The following is a 15,256-nucleotide window of genomic DNA, read 5'->3' on the forward strand; positions in this document are numbered from 1 at the left end:
GCCAGCCCCGGCAGGCCGAGCCCGCTGCCCCGCCGGCCGCCGGCGGGCCGGCCCCGGCCGTCGTCCGTCACGCTGACGCACAGCGCGCCGGCCTCGCGCCGCACCCCGACCACGATGCGGGCGGCGTCCGGCGCGTGCCGGCGAACGTTGGTCAACCCCTCAAGCACCACCCGGTGGGCCAACGCCGAAAGCCGTTCCGGAGGCGCCGGATCGAACGCCGCCGGCTCCGCGTCCCAGACGACCTCGGCGGGGAGGCCGGCGCCGAAGCGCTCCACCAGCGCCGCCACATCGGCCAGCCCCGGCTCCGCCGCTTCGGGACCCGGATCGGTCCCGGCGCCGTCGTCGTGCAGCATCCGGACCGAGCGGTCCAGGGACGCGAGCGCGCGCTGGCCGGCCTCCTCGACGCGGCGCAGCGCGTCCAGCGCCACCGCCGGATCCGAGGCGCCCACCAGCCGGCCCGCCTGCGCCTGCACCAGCATCCCGCTCACCTCGTGCGCCACGAAGTCATGCAGATCGCGCGCCAGCGCCAGGCGCTGCTCGCGCCGCGCCGCCGCGACCGCCCGCAGCCGCCGGCGGTCCAGCAGGCTCAGATAGCGGCCGGCCGCCACGGCGGCGAGCCCGAGCATGGCCCAGGTCAGGCAGAGCGCCAGCAACTCGGCGGGCTCGGCCGGCGGTTCCATCCGCAGCCCGAGACGCAGCGGCAGCACGGTGACGGCCAGGGCCAGCGGCGCGCCGGCGAGCGCCCACCCGCCGGGCGGCGGGCGTCGGGCCACCAGGAGGAAGAGGGCGAGCAGGCCCACCGTCTCGGCGCACCACCACAGGGCCGCCTGGTTCGGCGCCGAACCCCCGTACGCCACGGTCGCGATCAGCGACAGCAGCGCGGCGGCGGCGCCGAGCGCGGCCAACCCGCCCTGGCGGAGCGCCGGCCGCCACGCCGGGGGCGGGGAGAGCGCGAGGCCCGCGGCGGCGAGCGCCAGCGCGCCCGGCGCCACGATCAGCCCGCCGACGGCCGACACGTCGACGCCGGCCCACGCCACCGCCAGGGCGACGATCGCAGGACCCACCCACGCGCCTCCCCGCCTTCCGCGCGCCCTCCGCATCCCAGGCATCCCCCGCATCCCCCATATCTCGTGCATCTCTCGCATTCGAACGCAGCCTAGGAGGTCGGGCGCGCCTCCCGCCTCCCCCGAACGGCAGAGACCTTCGCCGCGCGGCGGGCCTTCCTCTGGCCGAAGGGCCGATGCTCCGGACGCCCGGGCGGCGGCAGGCTACCGGACATGCACAACAACGACGAGACAGCCGCGACGACTTCGGACCCACGCCCGCCCCGAGCCACCCGAGCGCGCCGAGCCACCCGAGCGCGCCGGATCGCACCCTGGGCGGCGGGCGCCCTGCTGGTGGCCACGGCGGTCGCGGTCGGCGTCGGGGTGCGGGCCCACGGCGACCAGAACGCCGACGAGGGAGGTCGTCTGCTGGCCGACACGGACCGGGATGGCCGGGTCACCGAGCGGGACGCCTCGGAGAAGGACGTCTGGACGGACAGCAGGGGCGCGATCGTGCTGCCCAACGTGGACGACGACGCGGAGCGCTGCGGCCTCCCCCTCCCCGACGGGCAGCGGCTCCCCGACGAGGAGTTGGCCGCCTGTCACGACGGAGCCGACGAACAGGTGAACGGCGCCGCCGACGCCGAGGATCTGGCGCCGCTTCGGGTGACCCCGGCGCGCGGCCTCGGCGACCAAGCGCGCGCCACCGTGACCGTGGACGAGACCGCAGCTCCGCACACCCGGGTCTTCCTCCGTGGCCCCGACGGCGCGCACACCCCGCTGGCCGAGGACACCGAACTGACCGCGAGCCAGCTCAGGGAAGGCGTCGAACTGGCCGTCGAGGCAACGGACTTCGTCCGCGATCCGGAGCTGTGGAACGGCCTGGTCGACGTCACGCTGACCATCACCGACGGCGACTCCACCCGGACCGACCGGGTGCGGCTACGCGTCGCGCCGCTGCTCCTCACCCACGATCTGCTGCCCGTCGACCGGGTGGTGGTCAGCGACAACGGCACCACGCCGGAGCAGGCCGAACGCGAGGGCCACGACCCCGACGCGCCGGCCGAGCCGGTACACGAGGGTGAGGAGGTCTTCCGGGCGGAGCTGCGCGACGGCCTCGCCGCCGCCGGCGTGGACGACCGGCTGGTGAACTACCCGACCGGCGGCGACCACTGGATGCGGGACCAGTTCATCACCGGCTATGCGGTCGCACCGGGCCCGGACGGCGAGCAGCGCCGGATCAGCGTGCTGCTGCGGTCGGCCGATGTGATGCCGGAGGAGAGCAGTCAGGAGTTCCCGCTGCGCGACGCCGGCCGGCCGATCTTCTCCGTCTTCCGTGGCCCGGGCGTCGCGGGCGTCCAGGAGTACCGGGAGGACCGCGTCGGCGACGACGAACGGGCCCTGCTCTGGGGCTCGTTCAGTTCCACAGGAAACTTCCTCGTCGCCCCGCCGCACACCACGGAGCAGGGCGCCTACCCGACCGGCCGGGTGCTCTACGGCTCCGACGGCGCCGAAGCGGCGCCCGACGCCGAGTTCACGAGGCTGCTCGCGGCCCAGGGCGAACAGGACCCGCTCGCGGTGGACACCAGCTGGCTCGGGGTCGGGCACATAGACGAGTTCCTGTCGTTCGTGCCGGCGGACAACGAGCGGGGCTGGGCCGCGCTGGTCGCCGACCCGGAACTCGGCTGGGAGCTGCTCGACGAACTGGTGGACGCCGGCCTCGGCGACCAGCCCGTGGTGCGCGGCGTGGCCCCGGAGGACAACCCGCACCCCGAAGCCACCGTGGCCGAGGCCCGGCAACTGCCGGAGCTGCGCGAGGGCCAGCGGCTCGCCACCGAGGGGGTGAACGCCGCCATCGAGGTGCTCACCACCGAACTGGGGCTCACCGACGACGAGATCGTGCGGGTGCCGGCGCTCTTCCACCGCCTGGAGATCCCCGACTACCCGCGCCAGGACATCGTGGCCAACTACCTGCCGGCGATCGCCAACGGACTCCAGCCGGGCACCGACACCTATCTGTCGCCCCGGCCCCACGCGCCGGCCGACGCCGAGGGCCGCGACGTCTTCCAGCGCGCCACCGAGGAGGCGCTGGCCCCGCACGGCGTGGACGTCGCCTGGGTCGACGACTGGCAGTACGCACACGGGGTCGGAACGGTCGGCGGCAATGTGCACTGCGTGACCAACGCGTTCCGTCAGCTGCCCGACGATCTCGCCTGGTGGCGTTGATCAGGACGGGTACTCATTCGGCGGCGGGGCGGGGGAGTTGGCCGCGCGTCCGTACGTGCAGGTGACCGGCGAGGGGGAATGTGGGCGGTGCCGGGGACAGGAGGGAGGCGAACGCGTACCCACTCTTCTCCGCGACGCGGCACGATGCGGTGTTGTCCACCTGATGGAGGAGTTCGAGGCGCGTCAGCCCCGTGCCGGGGAGGGCGGTGAAGGCCCAGTCCGTCAGTGCCCGTAGCGCTCGGGGCGCCACTCCCCGGCCGCGCGCGTGCGCTGCGGTCCAGTAGCCGACCTCGGCGGACGAAGCGCCCGGCACGACGTTCTTGAGGACCACGTGCCCCGCCAACCCGCCGTCGGTGCCGGCGGTCCGGGATTCGACGACGGCGAACCCGAAGCGGTCGCCCCTGTCCCATCCCCGTCGCTCTTCCTGAATCCAACGGGCCGCGCCCGCTTCGTCGTTCACGGTCGCGCTCGTCCACCGGCGCAGGGCGTCGTCCCGATACAGTGCCACGAGGTCGGCGGCGTCCGCCGAGTCCCAGGGACGCAGTATGAGAGCGGGGGCCGACGGTGTGGCGGCTGCCTCAAGCAGAGCGTCGATCTTCTCCATCGGCCGAGCGTATGTGGTCGCGGCGGCCTTCGGCGCCGCGTGAAACTGTGGGAACTGTGGGGCGGGGCCGGGGGTTTGTCGCGTCACCGGGCCGCCCGTACCCGCAGAGCGGTGACGGACCAGTCGATCACCGGGGTGAGGCGTTCCGGTGCCGGCCAGTCGTTGATCAGCGCGAGCAGCCGGAGGTACCGGTCCCTGCGCGGATCGCTCGCGGCTTCCAGGCGGAGTAGCAGCCAGCGGCGCAGCTCGGCGTCGTCGGGTCGGCCGTGGGCGAGCGCGCAGCGGGCGGTGAGCGCGGCGATGACCGGATCGGCGTGCGGCGAGTCGGGGGCGATGCCGCGCGCCACGGCCGGCCCAGCGAGATCCCGGACCATGGCGAACATGTCCGGGCGGGGTGGCGTGGGAACGTCGCCGGGCCGGGCGGGCGCGTGGTCTTCGACCAGGCGTCGCTCACTGGCGCGGAAGTCCGGGTCCAGAGACAGCTCGGCCAGCTCCACCCACGCTCGGATCTGTTCGTCCGAGGGGCTGTCGGGGAGTTCGGGCGTCATGGAACGCCGAGCCGCGGCGAAGTGGGCGCGGAGGCGGGGGCCTTCGAAGACGCTGTTGAGGAAGTCGTCGATCAGGCGTCGACGTTCGGCTTCGGACAGGGCAGCCAGCTGGTGCATGAGTTTCAACTCCTCGGGGGTGGGTCCGCGGCTGGCGGCGGCGGTCAGAACGCCCCGTCGCAGACGCAGGATGCTGATCTGCGCGTCGAGTGCGGCGGCGTGTTCCGCGGCGACTTCGCTGAGCGTGAGTTTCTGGTCCACGACCTGCCGGATCAGGGGGAGGCCGAGTCCCAGTTCGCGCAGTGTTCGCACGAGGGCCAGGCGAGCGACGGTGTCCGGGGCGTAGAGCCGGTAGCCGGCGGGGGTGCGGCCGGCGGGCTCGACGATGCCCCGGTCGGAGTAGAACCGGATGGTCTTGACCGTCAGCCCGGTGCTCCGGGCCAGTTCGCCGATCGAGTAGAGGGCGCCGCCGTCCATGAGCCCACCTTCCTGTCTCCCCCTGCGGGAGACTCAAGTCTGCGCGCCCCGTCACCACGGCGGCCGGCCCGCCGGGCAGGTCGTAGACCCGCCCGGACCAGCCCTTGCCGCGCTGGGCGACGAGCGACCGCATGGCCCCCTCGGCGGCCACGGCCGCGTCGTCGCCGTACGGGAACGCGTTGGCCGTGACGAGAATGCTGGCCACGGACACCTCGTCGTCGACGAGGCGGAGGGTGCTCCGGCATAGACGGTGCCCAGTTTCGCGAGAGCCTGGGACACGGTGTGCGTTTCGTGAAGGGGAGTCTCGTGGAGGTATGCCTCCCCGGCGGTCGATCCCGGTGCCAGGCTCGTCACATGAGCGCGCGTAGCGTCGAACGACATCCCCACGGGCAACGAGAGAAAACCGCCCGGGACATCGAAGTACACGTGCGTCAGTTCTCCTCGGGAGTCGTTGGGTTCCGGTACGGAGGAGGTGGAGGTGGCGGGGGAACGTCGGGTGCCGACTGCTGGTGGAAGTCCTCGACGATCTGCCGTTTCACACGGGCTTCGCGCCGGACCATGGGGCCGACGGCGATGGCGAAGGTGAGGAGCAGGGCGGCGAGGCACCACAGGGTGATGCTGAGCGCGACGTTGTCCCGCACGTTCCAGGCCACCGAGGCGACCGCGAGGAAGAAGAAGCCGATCACAAAGCGAGCCGGCGCCGGGTTGTACCCCTCCGAGTGCTCCCAGGCATCCTTGGCCGCCGACATCTGGGCCGGGGAGACCGAGCCGATCCCCGCCCCGGCCCGCGCCTGACCGAGCGGGGTGGTGTCCCGCACGAACTTCAGGATGGCGCCGCGCGACCCGATCTCCCGGTGGATGATGCGGTAGCCACGCGCATAGGCGCCGTCGATGACCTCGTCGAGCAGGCGGATGTGAAGTCCGCCAAGATGCAGGTCCACCGTGTGGCGACCGTCGAACCTGGCGAGGATCTTATGAGCCGCCATGAGCGCTCACCAACCGTTCGGACGTGGCGGTCGGAGCTTGCCAGGCACTGTCGAAGCCCTCCATGAGTGCGGGACCAGCGGCCTGGTTCTCGCTGTCCGGCGTGGCCTGGGCCTGAGGCGTGTTCATGTTCTGGAAGGTGGACATGAGTGTGTCGATCAGACCGATACTCGAGAGCGCGTCAGCGGCGAACGACGTACCCATGTTCTCGATGAAGCCTCCCGCTCGAAAACCGGCACCGAACGGCGCGACGCCGAGCAGGTCCTGTGCGAAGGTCCGGGCGGGAACGTCCTCTCCGTCAAGCCTGGCCACCCCGTGCGCGGCTGAGGCGGCAAGCGCGAAACCCGCTGAGGCCACGCCCAGTTGGTCTGCGGCGCCGGCGTGTTCGGCGTAGCCGCCGCCTCGGGTGAGGCCGAGGTAGCGGCGGTCGTCGGGGGTGGTGCCGAGGACCTCGTTGCCGGGGGTGTGGGGGAAGGTGTCTCGAACGCTTGACCTTCGCGCGTCAGCTCGCTTGCGGGCTGCGCGCGCCCCCGTCGGCCGGCCGTCCGTCACGTGGCCGCCGGGCCGTTCCCAACAGGCCCCGCCCGCACGCCCGTTGGGGTTCTGCGACGGCTGGTTCACCCTGCGGCCACCTTGTTGATGCCCGGCGGTGGTCCTGGTTGAGGAAGCTTCACATCGTGAGACGGGTATGGGGGATCGCACTGGGAGTGCTGTTGCTGGCCGGCGTTGTCGTCGCGGTCGTCGTCGGGCGGGAGACCGGGGAGGGCGGGGGTGGAACGACCACGGTCAGCGGCGTGATCGGCTCGGAGAAGGCGGAGTTCTTCGCCGACCCCGACGTGGTGGCGGCCCTCGCCGACGAGGGGCTGACCGTGCGGGCCCAGTCCGTCGGCTCGTGGGCGATGGAGGGCGTGGACCTCGCGGACTACGACTTCGCGTTCCCCTCCAGCCAGGGCCCCGCCGACGCGTTGCGCCGCGACAACGGCGATGTGGGCGCCCCGCTGCGGCCGTTCTACTCGCCGCTGGTGGTGCTCGCCCACCGCCAGGCCGTCGAGGTGCTGGCCGCCAACGGCCTGGCGACGCTGGAGGCGGACCACCGCGGCCGGCTCTCCATGGCCGACTATCTCGCCGCGGTCGAAGAGGGCCGCACCTGGCAGGAGTTGGAGGGCGCCGAGGCGCGGGACGGGCTCAGCGGCGTGCTCTATGTCTCCAGCACCGACCCGCTCACCTCCAACTCCGGCGCGCTCTATCTGGCCGCCGCCTCCTTTGTCGCCAACGACGGGCAGGTCGTCGCCGACGACGCCGCCATCGAGCGCACCGCGCCGTTGCTCCACACCCTCGTGCGGGTCCAGGGCACCCAACAGTCCAGCTCCGACGGGCCGTTCCGCGACTTCGTCAGCGGCGTCGGCAACCCCCTGGTCCTCGCCTACGAGTCGCAGGTCGCCGCGCTGCTGATCGGCGGCGCCGAGGCGGGGGACGCCGGCCCCGGGGACGCCGGCCCCGGGGACGCCGACGCGGGCGTGGCCGGGGACATGGTGGTGCTCTACCCGGACACCACGGCCACCAGCGACCACACGCTGGTGCCGCTCACCGAGGGCGGCCAACGCCTCGGCGAGGTCCTGACCGAGAGCCCCGAACTGCGCCGCCTCGCCGTTCGGCACGGGTTCCGTCCGCAGGGCGCCACCACCGAGTTCACCGAGGCGACCGCCGAACACTCCGCCTATCTCAGGGAGGGACTCGACGGGGTGCGGCAGGCGCCCGTGCCCACCGCTGACGTGCTGCGCGCCATGGCCGCCCGCGCCAGGAGCTGACGCGGGCGCGTCGGAGCCGCGCCCTCCGCCCGGGGGCCGACCGGCACCAGCGTCGCGAGCACCGCGTCGCGGTCGCCGCCCCACCACCGTGCCGGATCTCAATGAGGGGGAACCATGACAGAGACCGAGAACCCACTGGTCCTCACGCCGCCCGAGCCCGTCGCCCCGGTCCGGGCGGAGCAGGTCTCGGGCCTGGTCCCGCTGGACGCGGAGACCCGTGAGGAGCTGGGCCGCCGCGCCGCCAGCTATGTCGACTCGCTGTCCGAACTGGACGCGCGGTCACCGGAGTTCTCCACCCGCGTCGGCGAGGTCACCTCGCTCGGCTCGGCCGAGATGCGCGCCGCCGCCCAGCAGTCCAACCGGATGCTCGACCGGAGCGTTCGCTCGCTCTCCCAGGGGGCGGGGGGCGACGCGGCCGACGCCCAGGGCCGGGTCTCCTCGTCGCTCGTGGACCTGCGCCGCACCGTGGAGGACCTCGACCCGCGCGAGTCCTCCACCGGCGGCGTGCGGCGGCTGCTCTCCCGGCTGCCGGGGGGAAACCGGTTCCGCGACCATCTCGCGCGGTACGCCACCGCCCAGGGCACGCTCCAGAAGATCGTGGCGACCCTTCGGGCCGGGCAGGACGAGCTGCGCCGCGACAGCGCCACCCTGCACACCGAGCGCGCCCGCCTCTGGGACACCATGGGCAAGCTCCAGGAGTACGCGGTCCTCACCGAGGCGCTGGACAGCGAACTGCAACGACGGGTTGACCGGTTGGAGGCCGTCGACCCCGAACAGGCCACGGCGCTGCGCGCCGACATCCTCTTCCCGGTCCGCCAGAAGCACCAGGACCTGCTGACCCAGCTCGCGGTGTGCGCCCAGGGCTATCTCGCGATGGACGTGGTGCGCCGCAACAACGAGGAGCTGATCAAGGGCGTCGACCGGGCCGCCACCACCACCGTCACCGCGCTGCGCATCGGCGTCATGCTCTCCGCCGCCCTGGAGAACCAGCGCAAGGTCGGCGAGCAGATCACCGCCCTGCGCGGCACCACCGAGGATCTCGTCCGCGCCAACGCCGAGATGCTGGCCACCCAGAGCGGCGAGATCCAGAAGATGGCCGCCGACCCGGCCGTCGGCGCCGAGACCCTGCGCGCCGCGTTCCAGCAGATCTACCGGACCCTCGACACCATCGACACCTACAAGGCGCAGGCCACCGAGGCCATGGCGGCCACCGCTCGCGCCCTGTCCGACGAGCTGAGCGTCGCCGGGGACCACCTGGAGCGCTCGCGCGCCGGGGACCGACGCGAGGAGGGCCTCGGATGAGGGCACGCGCACGGCTGGCCGCGTCGCTCGCCGCGCTCGCGCTGACCGTCGCGGCCTGCACGGGCGACTCGGGCGGCGACGACGGCGGGGGCGGCGGGAACGGCGACGGCGTCGAGGCCGCCGAGACGGTCAGGATTCTCGCGGGCAGCGAACTGGCCGACATGGAACCGCTGTTGGAACGCGCCGCCGAGGAGACCGGCGTCCGCGCCGAGATCACCAGCGTCGGCACCCTCGACGCCACCCGCCTGGTGCTGTCCGGCGAGGCCGACGGCGCCTACGACGCGGTGTGGCTGGCCACCAACGACTACCTCAGGCTGCACCCCGAGGCCGAGGAGCGCGTCCTCACCGAGACCTCGATCATGACCTCGCCCGTCGCCCTGGGCCTGCGCCCGGAGGCCCTCGCACGGCTCGGCTGGCAGCTCGACGAGATCACCTGGGCCCAGGTCCACGAGGCCGTGACGGCCGGCGGGCTGACCTTCGGCATGACGGACCCGACGCGTTCCAACTCCGGCTACAGCGCGCTGATCTCGGTGACCTCCGCGCTCTCCGGCGCCCAGTCCGCGCTCACCTCGGAGGATGTGACGGGCAGCGCCGACCGGCTGGTGGAGCTGTTCGCCGGGCAGCGGCTCACCTCCGGGTCGTCGGGCTGGCTCGCCGAGGCGTTCCAGGAGCGCGACGACGTCGACGCGTTGATCAACTACGAGTCCGTGCTGCTCGGCCTGGACCGCGACGGCGCCGCCGACCTGGCGGTGGTCCGCCCGCTGGACGGCGTGGTCACCGCCCGCTACCCGCTCACCACCCTGACCTCCGCCTCGCCCGAGGCGGCCGAGGCGCTGCGCCTGCTCGGCGGGTACCTGCGGAGCCCGGAGGCGCAGCGCGCCCTCACGGAGGAGACGTTGCGGCGCCCGGTCGCCACCGGGGTCGCGGCAGCCGAGGCGATTCCCGGCGGGCAGCGCCGCGAACTGCCCTACCCGGGCTCGCTCGACGTCGCCGACGCGCTCCTCGACGCCTACGACAGCGAGCTGCGCCGCCCCTCCCGCACGCTCTATGTGCTGGACACCTCGGGTTCGATGGACGGGGAGCGGCTGGCCGCGCTCCAGGACGCGCTGCGCCGCCTCACCGGCGCGGACGCCCCGGCGGGGCAGCGGTTCAGGGACCGGGAGCGGGTGACGCTGATGCCGTTCAACGACAACGTGGTCTCCGCCGAGACCTGGACCGTCGAGGCCGGGAGCCGTGAGGACGCTCTGGCCGGCATCCGTTCGGGCATCGACTCCCTGACCGCGCTGGGCGGCACCGCCCTCTACGCCAGCCTGATCGAGGCGTACGAACTGCTGGCCGACGAGGGCGCGCGGGACGCGTTCACCTCCATCGTGCTGATGACCGACGGTCAGAACATCGACGACGTGACCGCTACGACCTTCCAGGACTTCTACGTGGCGCTCGACGAGGAGTGGCGCCAAGTGCCGGTGTTCACCATCCTGTTCGGCGACTCCGATCCGGCCGAGCTTCAGCGGATCGCCGACCAGACCGGGGGGGCGCTGTTCGACGCGGTCAGCGGCCCGCTCGACGACGCGTTCCAGGAGATCCGTGGCTACCAGTAGCGGTCCTGCGGCCCGGGCCCTCGCCTACCTGGAGTCGCGGAAGAACCTGACGGGCTGCGTCTGCGGGCTGGTCGGCCTGGTGACGGTGTTCACCGGGCTGGCCGGCGCCTACTGGCCGGTCGTGGTCGCGGGTCTGTACGGGGCGGGCGCGCTGATCGCCCCGCCCGAGCGGGCCGCGCCGCCGCCGTTCGCGGGAACGGGTGGCCCCGGCACCGAACTGGACGCCGTCCGGGCCGACTTCGCCGTCCTGCGCGACCATGTCGCGGGCCTGGACGTGCCCGCCGAGGCCACCGTGCCCGCCGCCGAACTCGACGAGCTGCTGGCCGCGCTCCTCGAACCCGGCTGGGTGGCCGAGGAGGTCTCCGCCGACCCCGAGGCGGTACACATCCTGGGCCGCGCCGTGCGCACCGACATCCCGGAGGCGTTCGACGCCTACCAGCGCACCCGCTGGTGGGCCAGGTTCCAGCCGGGCAGCGACCCGGCCGGGCGGCATCTCGGGCGGCAACTGGAGCTGTTGCGAGGGGAGTTGGCAACGGTCGCCGAGCTGGTCCGGGATTCGCTGGAACGTCGCCAGCGGACCCACACGACCTATCTGGAGTCCAGGTCCGGCGACCGGGAGACGCCGCCCGAGGGCCTTGGCGACGGCCGCGCCCCGGGGTGAACCGGCGGCGCCCGGGAGCGCCGGAGCCGCCCGGGCGGCCGGCGGCCCGGGGCCGGCCGCTACGCGGCGATCCGGTGCAGGAAGAACTCCCTGACGTCCTCGGCGAACAGCTCCGGCACCTCCATCGCCGCGAAGTGGCCGCCCCGGTCGAACTCCGACCAGTGCCTGATGTCGTAGCGCCGCTCCGCCAGCGGTCGCACCGACCGGGTGATGTCGTGGGCGAACACCGCGACCCCGAACGGCACCCGGCACGGCTCCTGGGCGCCCCTCGGGGCGTCGCGGTGCAGCCGCGCCGATGAGGCGGCCGTCGCGGTCAGCCAGTACAGCGAGACATCGGTGAGCATCCGCTCGTCGCTGACCGGCGTTCCCGGGTCGGTCCACTGGGCGAAGCGCTCGGCGATCCAGGCGAGTTGGCCGACGGGCGAGTCGGTCAGCGCATAGCCGAGGGTCTGCGGGGTGAGGGCCTGGAGGGCCTGGTACGGCGGGCGGTTGGCCATCAGCTGTCTGACCCGGTCCAGCCGCGCCTCGTCCTCCTCGGAGAGCGCGACGTCGGCGTCCGGGTCGGGCCGGGTCGGCAGGTAGTTGACGTGCACCCCGGCGACGTGTTCGGGCGCGACCGCGCCGAGCGCCGTGGAGATGCCGGCGCCGAAGTCGCCGCCCTGGGCGCCGTAGCGCTCGTAGCCGAGGCGGCGCATCAGCTCGGCCCAGGCCCGCGCGATCCGGACGACGCCCCAGTCGCGCTCGTGGGTCGGCCCGGAGAAGCCGAACCCGGGGATGGACGGGATGACCAGGTGGAAGTCCCGGGACAGCGGCTCGACCACGTCGAGGAACTCCAGGAACGAGCCGGGCCAGCCGTGGGTGAGGACCAGCGCGAGCGCGTCCGGTCTGGGGGACCTGACATGGACGAAGTGGATGTTCTGGCCGTCGATCTCGGTGGTGAAGTGCGGCAACTCGTTGAGTCTGGCCTCGTGTTGGCGCCAGTCGTAGCCGGTGCGCCAGTACTCGGCCAGCTCCTTGAGCCGGGCCAGCGGAAAGCCGTAGTCCCGGCCGGCGTTGGCGACCTCGTTGGGCCAACGGGTGCGGGAGAGGCGGTCGTTGAGGTCGTCGAGGTCGGCCTGGGGGACGGCGACGCGGAACGCGTTGATCATTGGCGTGCCTAACGTTCGTGCGACTAACGTTTACGGCTCGAACGGTAGCATGAATCGTTGGTGGCCCGAATGGTTTGTTCGGTCGCGGCCAGGGGGCCTCGTCCTGCGCGTCGGCGCAGTCCCGTCCCCCGCCACGGCCCCTGGCGGGCGCGCCGGGCACGCGGCCGGTGGTCGTTCTCCGCCGCTATCGGGTGGTGGCGGCGCGGGCCTGGTGGGTGATCAGGCGCAGGGCGTCGGCCGAGGGGGCGTCGTCGGGGGTGTAGATCTCCAGCCGGTGGTCGGGGCTGTCCGGCTGGAGCCACACCTGGTAGGAGACGTGCGCCGCGCCGACCGTGGGGTGGCGCAGGCGCATCGCGCCGACGGTGCAGTCGGCGACCTCGCCGGCCGCCCACAGCGTGGCGAACGCGTCGCAGCGCATGGTGAGTTCGCCGATGAGCCGGGCCAGCCGGGCGTCGGTGGGGAAGCGCCCGGCGGTCAGCCGCAGGTAGGCGACGTGGGCGCGGGCGAGTTCGGCCCAGTTCTCGTACAGCTCGCGGGTGAGCGGGTCGAGGAAGAACATCCGGGGCATCGAGGGGCGGTCGCCCGGCCGTTGTGGCGCGTCGAACGGGACGTGCTCGGCGACCAGCGCGTGACCCGTGCGGTTCCAGGCGAGCACGTCGCCGCGCCGGCCCAGCACGACGGCCGGCGTCGCCTCGTCGAGGGAGGCGAGCAGCGCGAGAACGCGGGGGTGGGGCGTCTCCTCGGCCGGTTCGGCGAGGCCGGAACGGGCCGGCTGCCGGGCCAGGTTGTGCAGGTGCGTCCGTTCGATCTCGTCGAGCCGCAGCACCCGGGCCAGCGCGTCGAGGACCTGCTCGGAGGCGGCCTCCGCCAGCCCCTGTTCCAGCCGCGCGTAGTAGCCGGGGCTCACCCCCGCGAGCTGCGCCAGCTCCTCGCGGCGCAGCCCCGGCACCCGGCGCACCGTGCCATAGGTGCGCAGCCCGATCGCTTCCGGGGTGACCCGGTCGCGGCGGCTCTTGAGGAACATCGCGAGGCTCTCCACGGCGTCGAGCCTAGGTCGTGTCCGCGCGGGGTCGCCTGTACCTGGCGGGTGTACCCACGGCGGGGAGTGGCTGTGCCGCCGCGCCGGCCGCAACGTGGTCGGCATGTCCACACCGCACGCACAGCAGACAGCGAACGAACGGCGCGCACCGCACGCGTCCCGCGCCGCCGGGCGGCGGGCCTGGCTCGGGCTCCTGGTGGTCCTCGGGCCTGTGCTCCTGGTCTCCATGGACGGCGCGATCCTGTTCCTCGCGATGCCCCGGGTCAGCCAGGCGCTGACGCCAACGGCCGATCAGGCCCTATGGATTCTGGACATCTACGGGTTTGCCGTTGGCTCGCTGCTGATCGCCTTTGGCAGCATCGGCGACCGGTTCGGTCGGCTGCGGCTGCTGAGGGTGGGCGCGACGTTCTTCGGCATCGGCTCGGCGCTGGCGGCGTTCGCCCCCTCACCGGAACTCCTCATCGCGGCCCGCGCGTTGATGGGCGTCGCGGGCGCGACGCTGCTGCCGTCCGCGCTCGCGGTGCTGAGCGAACTCTTCGCCGACGCCCGGCAACGGGCCCGGGCCATCGGGATCTTCGCGGCCGCGTTCGCCGCCGGCTTCGCGATCGGACCGATCGTGGGCGGTCTCCTGCTGGAACGGTTCTGGTGGGGATCGGTCTTTCTGGTGAACCTGCCCGTGATCGCGCTGTTTCTGATCCTGGCGCCGATCCTCCTCGGCGAGGTGCGGGCGACCCGGCCCGGGCGGGTCGACGCGCCCAGCGTGGTCGCCTCGGCCGGCGGCCTGCTGCTGGTGATCCACGGCCTCAAGCACCTGGCGGCGGAGGGCGCCGCGCCCGCGCCGATCCTGTCGGCGGCGGCCGGGCTGGCGCTGCTCGGCTGGTTCGCCGCCCGTCAACGGCGGTTGGCGCACCCGCTGTTGGACCTCTCGCTCTTCCGCGACCGGGTGTTCACGTTCGCGATCATCAGCGGCCTGGTTCCGTTGGCCGCCTGGTCGGCCGCCGCCTATCTCGCGGGCGTCTACCTCCAGTCGGTCCTCGACCTGTCGGTGCTGCACGCGGCGCTGCTCGCGGTGCCCGGGGCGGTGGTGCTCACCGTGGTGTGCGTGGTCACCCCGTTCGCCGTCGATCGCTTCGGCAGACGGGCCGCGCTGCTGGCCTGCCACTTCCTCATCGCGGTCGGGCTGTTGCTCCTGCTGCCGGCCACGACGGGCGGCGGCGTCGGCTGGTATGTCGCGTCCACGATGGTGGCGGGCGTCGGCTACGGCATCTCGTTCGCCGTCGTCGCCGACACGGCCGTGGGCGCCGTTCCGCCGGAGCGCGCCGGCTCGGCGGGGGCGATCGCCGAGACCAGCAACGAGATCGGCAACGCGCTGGGCATCGCTCTGCTGGGTTCGCTCGCCGCGCTGGTCTTCCGGCTCCAGGGGCCGGAGTTGGCGCCGACGCTCGACGAGACGCCGCACCTGCCGGGGCTGGCGTCCGCCGTGGTCGAGGACGCGAGGTCGGCGTTCGTCGACGGCCTGCGGGTCGTCGCCCTCGCGGCCGGGCTGCTGCACGCGGTGCTCGGCGTGCTGGCCCTGCGGTGGCTGCCGAAGGCCGGCCGCGCCGGCCGGGCTGACCTGGACGACCGGGACGACCGCGACGGGTCCGACCGGCCCGCCGGGGAGGAGCCGGCGGGCCCGCCGGACCAGGAACGGGCGGACGTCGTCGCCTGAGGCGGAGGGCGCGGGGCGGCGTGGTGCGGGTCCGGCCCGGCCCCGCGCGGCTCAGATGCGGCCGCCGGTGAGCCGGGTCAGCGGGCCGGCGTGGGCGTGGGCCCTGG

At 73.5% G+C, this 15,256-nt stretch carries 13 protein-coding genes; 6 read left to right on the forward strand and 7 right to left on the reverse strand.

The features are described 5' to 3' along the window. On the reverse strand, window positions 1-1,064 hold a 1,064-nt coding region (locus tag EBN88_RS22065), incomplete at its 3' end, for a sensor histidine kinase (protein WP_122185654.1). Window positions 1,065-1,277: 213 nt separating this feature from the next. Here EBN88_RS22065 and EBN88_RS22070 point away from each other — a divergent pair. Further along, window positions 1,278-3,269, forward strand: coding sequence for a protein-arginine deiminase family protein (locus EBN88_RS22070; protein ID WP_122185655.1), 1,992 nt, complete (start codon window positions 1,278-1,280; stop codon window positions 3,267-3,269). A 13-nt stretch (window positions 3,270-3,282) separates the two neighbouring features. On the opposite strand, the gene EBN88_RS22075 is transcribed toward EBN88_RS22070, so the two are convergent. The 4 genes from EBN88_RS22075 to EBN88_RS22090 all read right to left on the reverse strand — a co-directional run bounded on the left by EBN88_RS22075 (window position 3,283) and on the right by EBN88_RS22090 (window position 6,500). Next, window positions 3,283-3,873 carry a GNAT family N-acetyltransferase gene (locus EBN88_RS22075; protein WP_122185656.1) on the reverse strand — a complete coding sequence of 197 codons (591 nt, stop codon included), beginning with the start codon at window positions 3,871-3,873 and terminating at the stop codon, window positions 3,283-3,285. 83 nt (window positions 3,874-3,956) lie between these two features. Further along, on the reverse strand, window positions 3,957-4,895 hold the full coding sequence (locus EBN88_RS22080; RefSeq protein WP_122185657.1) for a MerR family transcriptional regulator: 939 nt from the start codon (window positions 4,893-4,895) through the stop codon (window positions 3,957-3,959). A 431-nt stretch (window positions 4,896-5,326) separates the two neighbouring features. Then, window positions 5,327-5,881: a hypothetical protein gene (locus EBN88_RS22085; protein ID WP_122185658.1), complete on the reverse strand. Its 555-nt coding sequence runs from the start codon at window positions 5,879-5,881 to the stop codon at window positions 5,327-5,329. Beyond that, a complete protein-coding gene (locus EBN88_RS22090) occupies window positions 5,868-6,500 on the reverse strand; it encodes a hypothetical protein (protein WP_147472801.1) in 633 nt (210 codons plus the stop codon). The genes EBN88_RS22085 and EBN88_RS22090 overlap by 14 nt, the downstream gene beginning before the upstream one ends. A gap of 56 nt (window positions 6,501-6,556) precedes the next feature. Here EBN88_RS22090 and EBN88_RS22095 point away from each other — a divergent pair, with 56 nt between their 5' ends. The 4 genes from EBN88_RS22095 to EBN88_RS22110 all read left to right on the forward strand — a co-directional run bounded on the left by EBN88_RS22095 (window position 6,557) and on the right by EBN88_RS22110 (window position 11,251). Then, a complete protein-coding gene (locus EBN88_RS22095; protein ID WP_122185660.1) occupies window positions 6,557-7,687 on the forward strand; it encodes a hypothetical protein in 1,131 nt (376 codons plus the stop codon). A 114-nt stretch (window positions 7,688-7,801) separates the two neighbouring features. Continuing rightward, complete coding sequence (locus EBN88_RS22100) at window positions 7,802-8,989, forward strand: toxic anion resistance protein (protein WP_122185661.1); 1,188 nt, start codon at window positions 7,802-7,804, stop codon at window positions 8,987-8,989. Further along, window positions 8,986-10,590 (forward strand): VWA domain-containing protein, encoded by a 1,605-nt coding sequence (locus EBN88_RS22105; RefSeq protein WP_122185662.1) that lies wholly within the window; start codon window positions 8,986-8,988, stop codon window positions 10,588-10,590. Before EBN88_RS22100 ends, EBN88_RS22105 begins: the two co-directional genes overlap by 4 nt. Then, the gene (locus EBN88_RS22110) at window positions 10,577-11,251 is read left to right on the forward strand and encodes a hypothetical protein (RefSeq protein WP_122185663.1); all 675 of its coding nucleotides are present in this window, start codon (window positions 10,577-10,579) and stop codon (window positions 11,249-11,251) included. The genes EBN88_RS22105 and EBN88_RS22110 overlap by 14 nt, the downstream gene beginning before the upstream one ends. 59 nt (window positions 11,252-11,310) lie before the next feature. Here EBN88_RS22110 and EBN88_RS22115 read toward each other — a convergent pair whose 3' ends face one another. Beyond that, window positions 11,311-12,399 (reverse strand): epoxide hydrolase family protein, encoded by a 1,089-nt coding sequence (locus EBN88_RS22115; RefSeq protein ID WP_122185664.1) that lies wholly within the window; start codon window positions 12,397-12,399, stop codon window positions 11,311-11,313. Window positions 12,400-12,583: 184 nt separating this feature from the next. Next, a complete protein-coding gene (locus tag EBN88_RS22120) occupies window positions 12,584-13,423 on the reverse strand; it encodes a helix-turn-helix domain-containing protein (RefSeq protein ID WP_233580845.1) in 840 nt (279 codons plus the stop codon). 118 nt (window positions 13,424-13,541) lie between these two features. Here EBN88_RS22120 and EBN88_RS22125 point away from each other — a divergent pair, with 118 nt between their 5' ends. Then, entirely contained in the window at window positions 13,542-15,149 is a 1,608-nt protein-coding gene (locus tag EBN88_RS22125; protein WP_122185666.1) for an MFS transporter, read from the forward strand. The last annotated feature ends 107 nt before the right edge of the window (window positions 15,150-15,256 follow it).

The organism is Streptomyces triticirhizae (genome assembly GCF_003696235.1).
GTDB lineage: Bacteria > Actinomycetota > Actinomycetes > Streptomycetales > Streptomycetaceae > Streptomyces > Streptomyces triticirhizae.

Excerpts from the sequence above, each read along its gene's own strand:
- EBN88_RS22100 (WP_122185661.1), top strand. The coding sequence starts at position 7,802 with ATGACAGAGACCGAGAACCCACTGGTCCTCACGCCGCCCGAGCCCGTC.
- EBN88_RS22115 (WP_122185664.1), bottom strand. The coding sequence starts at position 12,399 with ATGATCAACGCGTTCCGCGTCGCCGTCCCCCAGGCCGACCTCGACGAC.
- EBN88_RS22085 (WP_122185658.1), bottom strand. The coding sequence starts at position 5,881 with ATGGCGGCTCATAAGATCCTCGCCAGGTTCGACGGTCGCCACACGGTG.
- EBN88_RS22080 (WP_122185657.1), bottom strand. The coding sequence starts at position 4,895 with ATGGACGGCGGCGCCCTCTACTCGATCGGCGAACTGGCCCGGAGCACC.
- EBN88_RS22125 (WP_122185666.1), top strand. The coding sequence starts at position 13,542 with ATGTCCACACCGCACGCACAGCAGACAGCGAACGAACGGCGCGCACCG.
- EBN88_RS22120 (WP_233580845.1), bottom strand. The coding sequence starts at position 13,423 with ATGTTCCTCAAGAGCCGCCGCGACCGGGTCACCCCGGAAGCGATCGGG.
- EBN88_RS22070 (WP_122185655.1), top strand. The coding sequence starts at position 1,278 with ATGCACAACAACGACGAGACAGCCGCGACGACTTCGGACCCACGCCCG.
- EBN88_RS22105 (WP_122185662.1), top strand. The coding sequence starts at position 8,986 with ATGAGGGCACGCGCACGGCTGGCCGCGTCGCTCGCCGCGCTCGCGCTG.
- EBN88_RS22075 (WP_122185656.1), bottom strand. The coding sequence starts at position 3,873 with ATGGAGAAGATCGACGCTCTGCTTGAGGCAGCCGCCACACCGTCGGCC.